Origin of the sequence: Pseudomonas monteilii NBRC 103158 = DSM 14164 (genome assembly GCF_000730605.1) — a bacterium.
GTDB lineage: Bacteria > Pseudomonadota > Gammaproteobacteria > Pseudomonadales > Pseudomonadaceae > Aquipseudomonas > Aquipseudomonas monteilii.
In genome coordinates, this window is sequence record NZ_BBIS01000038.1 from 23746 (window position 1) to 36042 (window position 12297).

General features: G+C 63.5%; 13 protein-coding genes. 11 read left to right on the forward strand and 2 right to left on the reverse strand.

The genetic code is table 11. The annotated features are described in order from the left end of the window. Nucleotides 1–179: 179 nt before the first annotated feature. The 7 genes from PM2_RS19730 to PM2_RS19760 all read left to right on the forward strand — a co-directional run bounded on the left by PM2_RS19730 (nt 180) and on the right by PM2_RS19760 (nt 6638). On the forward strand, nt 180–923 hold the full coding sequence (locus PM2_RS19730) for a LytR/AlgR family response regulator transcription factor (protein ID WP_015268539.1): 744 nt from the start codon (nt 180–182) through the stop codon (nt 921–923). A gap of 197 nt (nt 924–1120) precedes the next feature. After that, the gene (hemC, locus tag PM2_RS19735) at nt 1121–2062 is read left to right on the forward strand and encodes a hydroxymethylbilane synthase (RefSeq protein ID WP_016714405.1); all 942 of its coding nucleotides are present in this window, start codon (nt 1121–1123) and stop codon (nt 2060–2062) included. Continuing rightward, nucleotides 2059–2826: a uroporphyrinogen-III synthase gene (locus tag PM2_RS19740; protein ID WP_028699566.1), complete on the forward strand. Its 768-nt coding sequence runs from the start codon at nt 2059–2061 to the stop codon at nt 2824–2826. The genes hemC and PM2_RS19740 overlap by 4 nt, the downstream gene beginning before the upstream one ends. A 45-nt stretch (nt 2827–2871) precedes the next feature. Next, on the forward strand, nt 2872–3972 hold the full coding sequence (locus tag PM2_RS19745; protein WP_016714407.1) for a uroporphyrinogen-III C-methyltransferase: 1101 nt from the start codon (nt 2872–2874) through the stop codon (nt 3970–3972). Then, nucleotides 3969–5207 (forward strand): heme biosynthesis protein HemY, encoded by a 1239-nt coding sequence (locus PM2_RS19750; RefSeq protein WP_016714408.1) that lies wholly within the window; start codon nt 3969–3971, stop codon nt 5205–5207. Before PM2_RS19745 ends, PM2_RS19750 begins: the two co-directional genes overlap by 4 nt. Nucleotides 5208–5429: 222 nt before the next feature. After that, a complete protein-coding gene (locus tag PM2_RS19755) occupies nt 5430–5936 on the forward strand; it encodes a disulfide bond formation protein B (protein WP_016714409.1) in 507 nt (168 codons plus the stop codon). Nucleotides 5937–6167: 231 nt separating this feature from the next. Beyond that, nucleotides 6168–6638 carry an Rsd/AlgQ family anti-sigma factor gene (locus PM2_RS19760; RefSeq protein ID WP_016714410.1) on the forward strand — a complete coding sequence of 157 codons (471 nt, stop codon included), beginning with the start codon at nt 6168–6170 and terminating at the stop codon, nt 6636–6638. 9 nt (nt 6639–6647) lie between these two features. On the opposite strand, the gene PM2_RS19765 is transcribed toward PM2_RS19760, so the two are convergent. Beyond that, nucleotides 6648–7286: an FKBP-type peptidyl-prolyl cis-trans isomerase gene (locus PM2_RS19765; protein WP_028699565.1), complete on the reverse strand. Its 639-nt coding sequence runs from the start codon at nt 7284–7286 to the stop codon at nt 6648–6650. 179 nt (nt 7287–7465) lie between these two features. Between PM2_RS19765 and PM2_RS19770 the strand changes: the two genes are divergently transcribed. Then, a complete protein-coding gene (locus PM2_RS19770; RefSeq protein WP_042132315.1) occupies nt 7466–8515 on the forward strand; it encodes an AlgP family protein in 1050 nt (349 codons plus the stop codon). Here the strand turns inward: PM2_RS19770 and PM2_RS19775 are convergent. Next, a complete protein-coding gene (locus PM2_RS19775) occupies nt 8491–8973 on the reverse strand; it encodes a TIGR02444 family protein (protein ID WP_028699563.1) in 483 nt (160 codons plus the stop codon). The genes PM2_RS19770 and PM2_RS19775 overlap by 25 nt on opposite strands. A gap of 50 nt (nt 8974–9023) precedes the next feature. On the opposite strand from PM2_RS19775, the gene PM2_RS19780 reads away from it, so the two are divergent. The 3 genes from PM2_RS19780 (at nt 9024) to PM2_RS19790 (ending at nt 12290) form a co-directional block, all read left to right on the forward strand. Then, complete coding sequence (locus PM2_RS19780) at nt 9024–10934, forward strand: ATP-binding cassette domain-containing protein (protein WP_028699562.1); 1911 nt, start codon at nt 9024–9026, stop codon at nt 10932–10934. Next, on the forward strand, nt 10934–11521 hold the full coding sequence (locus PM2_RS19785; protein ID WP_016714415.1) for a mechanosensitive ion channel family protein: 588 nt from the start codon (nt 10934–10936) through the stop codon (nt 11519–11521). The genes PM2_RS19780 and PM2_RS19785 overlap by 1 nt, the downstream gene beginning before the upstream one ends. Before the next feature lie 136 nt (nt 11522–11657). Continuing rightward, complete coding sequence (locus PM2_RS19790; protein WP_016714416.1) at nt 11658–12290, forward strand: LysE family transporter; 633 nt, start codon at nt 11658–11660, stop codon at nt 12288–12290. Nucleotides 12291–12297: the final 7 nt, after the last annotated feature.

Genomic DNA, 12297 nt, shown 5'->3' on the forward strand with positions numbered 1-12297 from the left:
AGGAATGAACGGCAGTGTTCCACGGACCGTCTACAGTTGGACAGAGGACAGGCAGTGAATCTGCCGTCCGAGTGAATCTTTGGCCATCGCACCGGTCTAGAGCGTGACCGCAGTGTCGCTCGAACCACACCTGTCTACGCTATACCTGTGCGAGACTCATTCAGGAATCCAGCGCAATTATGAATGTCCTGATCGTTGATGACGAACCCCAAGGCCGTGAACGCCTCAGCCGGCTGCTCGGCGAACTGGAGGGTTACACCGTGCTGGAGCCTAGCGCCACCAACGGCGAGGAGGCCTTGGCGCTGATCGAAAGCCTCAAGCCCGATGTGGTCCTGCTGGACATCGGCATGCCAGGCCTGGATGGCCTGCAGGTTGCCGCACGCTTGTGCGAACGCGAGGCGCCGCCGGCGGTGGTGTTTTGCACCGGGGATGATGAATACGGTGCCGAGGCATTCAAGGACAGTACCCTCAGCCATGTGACCAAGCCATTCCAGGCCCAGGCGCTGCGCGATGCCTTGCGCAAGGCCGAAAAACCCAACCGCGCCCAGCTGGCGGCGCTTACCCGGCCGGCCAATGAAGGTGGTGGCCCGCGCAGCCATATCAGTGCCCGCACGCGCAAAGGTATCGAGCTGATTCCTTTGCCTCAGGTGATCTATTTCATTGCTGATCACAAATACGTGACCTTGCGCCACGAGGCAGGGGAGGTGCTGCTCGACGAGCCGCTCAAGGCCCTGGAAGACGAGTTTGGCGAACGCTTCGTGCGTATCCACCGCAATGCGCTGGTGGCGCGCGAGCGCATCGAGCGCCTGCAACGCACCCCGCTGGGGCATTTTCAGTTGTACCTGAAAGGCCTGGACGGTGATGCCCTGACCGTCAGCCGGCGGCATGTGGCGGGCGTGCGCAAGATGATGCAAACCCTCTGATTCGGCGCCCGCATGGCAAGGGCTGCGCCCTTGTTCGCGGCTAAAGCCGCTCCTACAGGTACGGTACCGCTCCGAAGGCGGTGATTAGCCTGTGGGAGCGGGTTTACCTGCGAAGGGGCCCTCAACTGATCCACATCTGCAAGCGATACCGGCGATGCTGTTATCATCGACGGTATTTCTCTGGATCGGGGCGTTTCATGTCCACTCGCGAAATCCGCATTGCCACCCGTAAAAGTGCCTTGGCCCTGTGGCAGGCCGAATACGTCAAAGCCCGCCTCGAGCAGGCTCATCCCGGTCTGCTGGTGACCCTGGTGCCCATGGTCAGCCGTGGTGACAAGCTGCTCGATGCGCCGCTGGCCAAAATCGGCGGCAAGGGCCTGTTCGTCAAGGAACTGGAAACCGCCCTGCTGGACAACGAAGCCGACATCGCCGTGCATTCGATGAAGGACGTGCCTATGGACTTCCCCGAAGGCCTGGGCCTGTACTGCATCTGCGAGCGCGAAGACCCGCGCGATGCCTTCGTTTCCAATACCTTCGACAGCCTTGAAGCGCTGCCTGCCGGCAGCATCGTCGGCACCTCCAGCCTGCGCCGCCAGGCCCAGTTGCTGGCGCGCCGCCCAGACCTGCAAATCCGCTTCCTGCGAGGCAACGTCAACACCCGCCTGGCCAAGCTGGATGCTGGCGAGTACGACGCCATCATCCTCGCCGCCGCCGGCCTGATCCGCCTGGGTTTCGAAGACCGCATCACTTCCACCATCAGCGTCGATGACAGTCTGCCGGCTGGCGGGCAGGGTGCGGTGGGTATCGAATGCCGCAGCGCCGACGTCGAGATCCACGCGCTGCTGGCGCCACTGCACCATGCCGACACTGCCGACCGGGTAGTGGCCGAACGTGCTCTGAACAAACGCCTGAACGGCGGCTGCCAAGTGCCGATCGCCTGCTACGCGGTACTCGAAGGCGACCAGCTGTGGCTGCGTGGCCTGGTCGGTCAGCCTAGCGGCGGTACTTTGTTGGTGGCCGATGCCCGCGCCCCCCGCTCTGCTGCTGAAACGCTTGGCGTACAAGTGGCCGAAGACCTGCTGGGCCAGGGCGCCGAAGCCATCCTCAAGGAAGTCTACGGCGAGGCCGGTCACCCGTGAGCCAATGGCGCCTGTTGCTGACCCGCCCTGCCGAGGACTGCGCAGCACTGGCGCAAAGCTTGGCGGCAGCGGGGGTAGGCAGCAGCTGCATGCCGCTGCTGGAGATAGAGCCCGTCACCGTGGAGGCCCGGCAACGCCTGTTGCTGGAAGGCCTGCATGGCTTCCAGGCGATCATCGTGGTCAGCAAACCTGCCGCCCGGCTGTTGCTTGAGCAACTGGCCGAGGCCGGTTTGCAGCCGCCAGGGCAAGGCTGGTTCACCGTGGGCGAGGCCACTGCCGCAGTGTTGCAGGAGAAAGGTCTGGGGGCGAGCTGCCCGCCGCGTGGCGATGACAGCGAAGCCTTGCTGGCGCTCCCGGCCCTGCGCCAGGCCGTTGCCGTGCCTGCGCCGCGTGTGTTGATCGTTCGCGGCGTCGGAGGTCGCGAACTGCTGGCAGAGCGTCTTGCAGAGCAAGGTGCTAGTGTCGAATATCTGGAACTGTATCGTCGCTGCCTGCCGGCTTACCCGGCGGGCACCCTGAAGCGTCGCATCGAAGCGGAACGCCTCAATGGCCTGGTGGTCAGCAGTGGGCAGGGTTTTGAACATTTGCAGCAGCTGGCCGGCGCCGATTGGCCGCAGTTGGCACAGTTGCCGCTGTTCGTGCCCAGCCCGCGGGTCGCCGAGCAGGCCAGGGCCGCCGGGGCCCAACAGGTTGTGGATTGCCGTGGCGCCAGTGCCACGGCCTTGCTGGCAGCCGTGCAGCGCAGCGCTGCACCTGCCTCTTAAGGCGCTAAGCTGAACGCGATGCGCCCCCATGCAAAGGATGGATACGTGAGCGAGACTGTCTTGTCCAAAAACGATCAGCCGTCGGCACAAGCGCCGGTGGAACCCGTCACCGCCCCACCCGCCAAGCGCTCCGGCAGTGGCCTGGCAGCGCTGGCCTTGCTGCTGGGTGCAGCCGGGGTGGCGGTAGGTGGCTGGAGTGTCTGGCAGGTACGCCAACTGCAAGGCAGTGAGTTCAACCAGGGCCAGCACATCGAAGCGCTGAACCAGCGCGCCGAAGCCTTGCAACAACGCGAACAGCAAATCAGCGCGCAACTGGCCAGCCTGCCGGCTGCCAGCGAGCTGGAAGACCGCCGCCGCCTGGTGGCGCAATTGCAAGGTGACCAGCAACGCCTCAGCCAGCGCCTGGAAACCGTACTTGGCGAGAGCCGCAAGGAATGGCGCCTGGCCGAGGCCGAGCACTTGCTGCGCCTGGCCACCCTGCGCTTGTCGGCACTACAGGACATCACCAGCGCCAAGGCCCTGGTCGAGGGCGCTGACGAAATTCTGCGCGAACAGAGCGACCCAGGTGCCTTCGCCGCTCGCGAACAACTGGCACGCAGCCTGGCCACGCTCAACAGCACCCAGCAGCCAGACCGTACCGGTCTGTTCCTGAAGCTGGCCGCTCAGCGCGAGCTGGTGCAGCAGCTCAGTGCCCAGTCCCCCGAGTTTGCCAGCAACGCCGATGCACTCGGCGCCCTGACTGCCGAAGGTGATGGTGCCAGTCGCCTGTCGCAGTGGTGGGCAGAAATATCCAAGTACTTCCAGATCGACTTCAATGCCGATGACAACGTGCGGCCGTTGCTGGCCGGGCAGCAACTGAACCAGCTGCGCCTGGCCCTCAGCCTGACCATCGAGCAGGCCCAGTGGGCCGCACTCAATGGTGATGCCAAGGTTTACACCCAGGCGCTGGACGACGCCCGTAGCGTACTGTTGGCCAACTTCAACGCCGACAACCCACAAAGCAAGGCCATGCTCGACAGCCTGAATGCCCTGGCCGATCAGCCGGTGTCGGTGGTTACCCCCGACCTCAGCGAGAGCCTGGCGGCCGTGCAGGCCTACATTCAGCGCCGCCACCTGCCGGCCGAGGCTGAAGGGGGCAAGCCATGAAGCGTGTCTACCTGCTGGCTGTGCTGGCGATTGTGGTCGCTGCGGCGTTGGGGATCGCAGTCGCCAAGCACAGCGGCTACGTGCTGATTTCCTATGGTGGCTTCCGCTATCAGTCGGGGCTTTGGGCGGCCTTGGCCGGCCTGCTGGCCGTGGTCGCACTGCTGTGGCTGTTGCGTTACCTGGTTGGCCTGGTGCTGACCTCCAGCGGCGTGGTCAACCCGTGGTCGCGGCGCAACCGTAGCCGGCGCATTCGCGTGGCCATCGAACAGGGCCAGCTGGACCTCGCCGAAGGCCGCTGGGCCAGCGCCCAGCGCCACTTGCACCGTGCCGCCGAGGCCGAGCGCCAACCGCTGCTGTATTACCTTGGTGCCGCGCGTGCCGCCAACGAGCAAGGCCGCACCGAAGACAGTGACAACCTGCTGGAGCGGGCGCTGGAGCGCCAGCCACAAGCGGAACTGGCCATTGCCCTGACGCATGCCCAGTTGCAGATGGACCGTGGCGAAAGTGACGGGGCCCTGGAAACCCTGCTGGCCATGCAGGAGCGTCACCCGCACAACACTCAGGTGCTGCGCCTGCTGCAACGCCTGCACCTGGAACGTGGTGACTGGTCGGCCCTCATCCGCCTTTTGCCCGACCTACGCAAGGGCAAGGTACTGCCGCCCGCCGAGCTGGCTGCCCTTGAGCAACGCGCCTGGGGCCAGAACCTGAGCCTGGCCACTACCCGTGGCGAAGACGCACAAAGTGCGCGTCAGGCCCTGGAGCGAGCCTGGCAGCAATTGACAGCAGCCCAGCGCCAGGAGCCACAGCTGGTGCTGGCATACGCCGAGCAATTGCGCCAGGTGGGCGCGCAGAGCGAGGCCGAACAGGTGCTGCGCACTGCGCTCAAGCGTGACTACGAAAGCCACCTGGCCCGCTTGTACGGGTTGGTGCGCGGTGATGACCCGGCGCGCCAGCTGCAAACCGCCGAAGGCTGGCTCAAGGCTCATCCGCAAGACGCCAGCCTGCTGCTGACCCTGGGCCGCCTGAGCCTGCAGAACCGCCTGTGGGGCAAGGCTCGTGACTATCTGGAAAGCAGCCTGCGCATGGAGCGCAACCCCGAGGCTTGTGCCGAACTGGCCCGCCTGCTTGCTGGCCTGGGCGAGACCGAACGCAGCAACCAGCTGTTCCAGGAGGGCCTCGGCCTGCTGGACGAGCGCCTGCTGGCCCTGCCGTTGCCAGAAGGCGTACGCGCCTGACCCACCCCAAGGCCCGCGCCAAGGTGCGGGCTTTGGGGGTTGGTAATTTATCTACGCCCGCACGTTGGCGCTGCAATCCATTTCTTCAGTCAGCTCCTACCGCCACTCTGGAAATTTCCTACACGATTCAGCGACTTGTCGTTGCTGTCGCGCCTTGAAACAAAGCGCGTCTTTCCTCTACCGTTTCAAGCCACTACATCTTCCCCGGGACCTTCACCGCCCATGCTGCCGGCCCGTTTGCGCTCCTTTTTCCTTCCTGCCTGCCTGGCCGCACTGGCGGTGCTGGCTGCGTCTTTCCAACTGGAAAACATGCCAGGGCTGGTGCCGTGCCCCTTGTGCTTCAGCCAGCGTTTGCTGCTCGCGGCGTACGCGTTGTTGTGCCTGGGGGCTTTGCTGCAGGCGCCAGGCTTGCAGGGCATCCGCCAGTACGCGCGGGCGACGCTGGGCTGCTCGCTGGCCGGTGCGTTGCTGGCGGCGCGGCATGTCTGGTTGCAGGGCGCTGGTACGGTCATGCATGTATGCCCGGTGCCGATTGGGCGGGTGTTCGAGCAATCCTGGAGCGAGGCGGCGCGGCAACTGTTGTTGGGTGGCCCGGATTGCAACTCGCTGACCTGGAGCTTTCTCGACCTGACACTGCCCGAGTGGAGCCTGCTGGCCTTCCTGCTGCTGGCGGCGCTGCCCTTGAGTTGCCTGCTGGCGTATCGTTTCCGCACCCTGGCAATAAACTGACCTGGCGCAAGGTTGCGTCATGAGTGCGACCAATGGCGCTGTAACGGGGTATTAAACACTTGTATGAACTTTGTGTGCTGCGTACCTTGATGGGCAGCACGCGCGGGAATAATCTCGCAGCACGTATACCGAAAACACAACTGCTCGATGCCGTCCTGCTGATGTCACCTTTGTGCTGCGCGGTCGTGGTGCGAGGTGCAGCGGCATCTACCCAGAAGGGAAGAGATCGCCATGCTCGATAGTTGTCAGAATGCTCAGGAACGCTGGGGTGGGGTTCACGACCTGATCGACCGGTGGCTGAAAGAGCGCCAGGAACTGGTGCAGGCTTTCCGCGCCCTGCGCGATGTGAAGCCGGCCTTCGCCGACAAGGATACGCACGGGGACTTCTGCGCACTCCTTGTCGACTACGTTTCGGCGTGGCATTTCGAAGTCTGCGAACAACTGGTCAGTGAGGCCAAGGCGTTCGATGACGAGAAAGCGTTGAAGCTGGCTGAAGAGATCAACCCGCGGATCAATGACATCACCCAGATTGCACTGGCTTTCAATGATCATTGCAGCAAGGGCGAGTGCAAGGACACCGAGCGCTTCGCCGAGAAGCTGGCCAAGCTGGGCGGCCTGCTGCACGAGCGCTTTGAACTCGAAGACTGCCTGATCGAAGTGCTGCACACTGCGCACAAGGAAGAGGGCGCTGTCGAGGCCTGAAGGTTGGCGTCAGTCGCCAACCGCCAGCAGCTCTATCTCGAATACCAAAGGTGTATAGGGTGCGATCAGGTCACCCGCTCCTTCGGCGCCATAGGCTTGCGCTGAAGGAATCACCAGGCGCCATTTGGCGCCCGCGTGCATCTTTGGCAGGGCCACCTGCCAGCCTTCGATTACAGAATCCAGGCTGAACCATTGGGGCGTCTGGTTCTGGTCGAACACCGAGCCATCCGGCAACTTTCCCACATAGCGCACTTGTACTTTGCCACCTGCTTTGGGTTGCGCGCCCATGCCTGCCTGCAGTTCGCTGTAGAGCACGCCTTCCGGCAGTTCGTGTACCCCATAACGTCCGCGCTCATTGGCCATGAAGCGTGTTTCGGCTGCCTGCAATTTTTGTGTTGCGGCATCACTTTCCTGCGCTTCATGCTGCTGAAGCACTGCCTGCATGCGTGCCTTGTCGAGCTTTAGCGGTTGCCCCTGATAGGACTGCTTGAGGCCTTCGACCAGTGCTTCCAGTTGCAAGCCTGGCATCTCCTGGCGCAGGCGCTCACCCAGGCTGGCACCCAGGCTGTAGGCCAGATCGTGATCGTCGCTGTCGGCAAGGGCGATGGGTGCCAGCAGGCATAAACCTAAAACAAGATATCGAGGCAATGCCCGGACTCCCAAATATCAGCAATGATTAATTCAGCAACTACACTTTCACGCAGCTGCAAGATAACAACTTTGCCCAGGCATGCAACGCGGTGTAAATATTACGGTCAACATGCCCTAGCGGCGGTAGCAGCAGAAGCATAGTATGAGCCGCAATCTCGTCAGCCAGGAGGTAAACCATGTCGGCCAAAAAGAAGCCAGTAAGTACGCCGTTACACCTGCTCCAGCAACTTTCGGGCAGCCTGCTCGAACACTTGGAAGAGGCCTGCTCGCAAGCGCTGGCTGATGCGGAAAAATTGCTGGCCAAGTTGGAAAAGCAGCGTGGCAAAGCGCAGGAAAAACTGCACAACGGCCGCCTGAAATTGCAGGATGCCGCGAAGGCAGGTAAAGCCAAGGCGCAGACCAAAGCGCAAAAAGCCATCGGCGAACTTGAAGAACTGCTCGATTCCCTCAAGGAACGCCAAACCCAGACCCGCTCTTATATTCAGCAACTCAAGCGTGACGCTCAAGACAGCCTCAAGCTGGCCCAGGGTGTAGGCAAGGTTCGCGAAGCGGCAGCCAAGGCGCTGGATTCGCGTGCTGCCAAAACCAGCAAGCCGGCTGCAGCCAAGCCTGCAGCCAAGCCTGCGGCGAAGCCAGCTACCAAAGCGACCGCTGCAGCCAAGCCTGCGGCGAAGCCAGCCGCCAAAGCGACTGCTGCAGCCAAACCTGCGGCGAAGCCAGTTGCCAAAGCGAGCGCTGCAGCCAAAGTTGCGGCGAAGCCAGCTGCCAAAGCGACTGCTGCAGCCAAACCTGCGGCGAAGCCAGCCGCCAAAGCGACTGCTGCAGCCAAACCTGCGGCGAAGCCAGCTGCCAAAGCGACTGCTGCTGCCAAGCCTGCGGCGAAGCCAGCTACCAAAGCGACCGCTGCAGCCAAACCTGCGGCGAAGCCAGCCGCCAAAGCGACCGCTGCTGCCAAGCCTGCGGCGAAGCCAGCTGCCAAAGCGACTGCTGGTGCCAAACCCGCAGCCAAGCCAGCCGCGAAACCAGCTGCCGCCAAAGCCCCGGCACGCAGGGCTGCCAAGCCAGCTGCCGCCAAACCTGTTGCCAGCAAACCAGCCGAAGCCAAACCGGCTACGCCTGCCGCCACCACCCCGGCTGCTGCAACCAACTCGGCCACCCCGGCTGCTTCGGTAGCATCGTCGACACCCGCCAGCACCCCGGCTCAGGCGCCGTCTTCGGCGTCCTGAAGCGTAGCCGCTGCGGCGCGCAACTGATCCAGCGCGTCGTGGCGGCAGGCAGGCTCCGGCGCCAGCCGGGCCAGCCAGTCGTCCGTGAGCCCATGCGAGTCCGTGGGCCACTGTCGCGAGCGCTCCTGCAAACGCTCAAGCAAGGTCTTTTCGGCCTGCAACTCCAGCACCTTCACCTGTTCACGCAACGCCGCCAGTTGCGCATCACCCGATGCCGCTGCTCGCCATTGTTGGCGAAGGCAGCGTAACGGGGCGACCACGTCACGCTGCCAGGCCCCGGCGATTTCGGTTAACGCCTGCACGCGCTCATCCAGCACCGCCACGCCTCGCGCCTGCAGCCAGGTTGCGCACAACAGCAGGCAGACATCGCCGCCCAGTGCCTGTAGCTCAAGGCAGGCCGCTTCCGCGCCGGGCCTGGCATACAGGGCCAGGGCGTGATTCCACAGGTCGGTGTGCATGGTTCCACTCGCGCTATGGGCCGAGGAAGCTGGTAGACTCCGCGACCATCATGATCAGACTATCCAACCTCACTTTACAGCGTGGTCCGCAGCGCTTGCTAGAAGGCGCCGAGATGACCCTGCACGCCGGTCACAAGGCCGGCCTGATCGGCGCCAACGGTGCCGGAAAATCCAGCCTGTTCGCCTTGCTGCGCGGTGAGCTGTCACCCGATGCCGGTGACTGCCAACTGCCCGGTGACTGGCGCATCGCCCACATGCGCCAGGAGGTCGATACCCTCGATCGCCTGGCCGTGGACTATGTGCTCGACGGCGACGTGCGCCTGCGCAAGGTCCAGGCCGAACTGGCCGCCGCCGAGCAGGCCCACGACGGTACTGCCCTGGCGCGCCTGCACAGTGAGCTGGAAAGCGCCGACGGCTATACCGCCGATGCCCGCGCGCGCAAGCTGCTGGCCGGCCTGGGCTTCACCAACGAGCAGATGGATCGCCGCGTCGGTGACTTCTCGGGTGGCTGGCGGATGCGCCTGAACCTGGCTCAGGCGTTGATGTGCCCGTCCGACCTGCTGCTGCTCGACGAGCCCACCAACCACCTCGACCTGGACGCCATCCTGTGGCTGGAAGACTGGCTCAAGGGCTACCCCGGCACGCTGTTACTGATCTCCCACGACCGCGACTTCCTCGACGCTGTGGTCGACCATGTGCTGCACGTCGAGCAGCGCAAGCTGAACCTGTACAAAGGTGGCTACACCGCCTTCGAGCGCACCCGTGCCGAGCGCCTGGCGCAGCAGCAGCAAGCCTACGAGAAGCAGCAGGCGCAGCGCGCGCACATGGAAAAATACATCGCCCGCTTCAAGGCCCAGGCCACCAAGGCTCGCCAGGCGCAAAGCCGGATCAAGGCCCTGGAGCGCATGGAAGAGCTGTCGGCGGCGCATGTGGATTCGCCGTTCGACTTCGTTTTCCGCGAATCGCAGAAAATCTCCAGCCCGTTGCTGAGCCTGTCCGAAGGCCGGCTGGGGTATGGCGACAAGGCCATCCTCGACAAGGTCAAGTTGCAGCTCACCCCAGGCGCGCGTATCGGTTTGCTTGGGCCTAACGGCGCGGGCAAGTCGACGCTGATCAAAAACCTTGCAGGTGAACTGGAGCCATTGTCTGGCCGCCTGGTGCGGGGCGAAAACCTGGCCGTTGGCTACTTCGCCCAGCACCAGCTCGACTCGCTGGACGACAAGGCCAGCCCGCTGCTGCACCTGCAGCGCATCGCGCCCACCGAACGTGAGCAGACCCTGCGCGACTTCCTCGGTGGTTTCGACTTCCATGGCGCTCGTTGCGACGAGCCGGTCGTGAACTTCTCCGGTGGCGAAAAGGCCCGCCTGGCGCTGGCGCTGATCGCCTGGGAACGGCCGAACCTGCTGCTGCTCGACGAACCGACCAACCACCTCGACCTGGAAATGCGCCTGGCGCTGACCATGGCCTTGCAGGAGTTTGCCGGTGCCGTGGTGGTGGTATCCCACGATCGACATTTGCTCAAGAGCACCACCGACGACTTCCTGCTGGTGGCCGATGGCAAGGTGGACGCCTTCGACGGTGACCTGGACGACTACAGCCGCTGGCTGGTCGAGTACCGCCAGCGCAGTGCGCCGGCCAGTAGCGCCCCGGTCAACCCGGACAAGACCGACAAAAAAGCCCAACGCCAGGCTGCCGCCGCTTTGCGTCAGCAGCTTGCCCCGCACAAGAAGGCCGCCGACAAGCTGGAAACCGAGCTGAACCAGGTGCATGCGCAACTGGCCGAGATCGAGACCGCACTAGGCGACGGTGGGCTCTACGAGGCCGCGCGCAAGGATGAGCTGCGTGACCTTCTGGCGCGCCAGACCAAGCTCAAACAACGCGAAGGTGAGCTGGAAGAAGCCTGGATGGAAGCGCTGGAAACGCTCGAGGGCATGCAGGCCGAGCTCGAGGCGCTGTCCTGATGGAGGAATTGCGTTCGCTGCTGCCAGGGCAATGGATGGACACCTTCTGGCTGGGCTTGCAGATTCTGTTGATCCTGGTGGCAGCCTTCGTCCTGCAGCGCATCGTTGCCCGCGGGTTGAGCCGCCTGGGTCAGCGCTACCCGCTGCCACCTGAGCTGCTGGTGCCGGTGCGTGGCGGTTTGCGCTGGCTGATCATGGGCAGCGCGCTGTTGTTCGTGCTGGAGCGGCTGGGCGTTTCCGCGACGGTGCTGTGGACTGCACTGTCCGGCTTCGTCGCGGTGGCGGCAGTGGCCTTCTTCGCCATGTGGAGCGTGCTGTCGAACCTGTTGTGCGCGGTGCTGATTTTCACGGTGGGGCCGTTTCGCATTGGCGATGTGGTCGAGCTGGTCGACACCCTGGACAAGCCGGGCGTAAAAGGCAGGGTGATCGCTATCAACCTGCTGTTCACCACGCTGATGGAGCTGCCCGAGGTGGGTGGGGCGCTGGTGCAGGTGCCTAATAGCCAGTTCTTCCAGAAGTCGGTGCGGCGCTGGCGTGGGGCTGAAGTGCAGGCGATGCACAAAGAGTCAGTTGCCGAAGCTGATTAAACCTTTACCGGCCTCTTCGCGGGTAAACCCGCGAAGAGGCCGGTAAAGGCAGTAACAATCCTCAAAATTTGCTGGTTATTTTTTCACCAACACCTTAGCTTAACGTTTTGCAACATATGTTCGAGCGAGGTGTGTGATGTCGATGGAAGTATGGCTGGGCTTCTTTGCCGCCTGTTGGGTGATCAGCCTTTCACCCGGTGCCGGGGCGATTGCCTCGATGTCCAGCGGCCTGCAATACGGCTTCTGGCGTGGTTACTGGAATGCCCTGGGCCTGCAACTAGGCCTGATCGTACAAATCGCCATCATCGCTGCCGGCGTCGGTGCCATCCTTGCCGCCTCGGCCACGGCCTTCCAGATCATCAAATGGTTTGGCGTCGCCTACCTCGTCTATCTGGCCTACAAGCAATGGCGTGCCTTGCCGATGGACATGGCCGATGAGTCCGGCGTGCGCCCGATCGGCAAACCGCTGAGCCTGATGTTCCGCGGTTTCCTGGTCAACGTCAGCAACCCCAAGGCACTGGTGTTCATGCTGGCGGTGCTGCCGCAGTTCCTTAATCCACATGCGCCGTTGCTGCCGCAATATGTGGCGATCACCGTGACCATGATCAGCGTGGACATGCTGGTGATGGCCGGATACACCGGGTTGGCTTCGCGGGTGTTGCGCTTGCTGCGTACGCCCAAGCAGCAGAAGCGCCTGAACCGGACCTTTGCCGGGTTGTTCATCGGCGCGGCCACGTTCCTGGCTACCCTGCGTCGCGCACCTCTCTGATAGATGA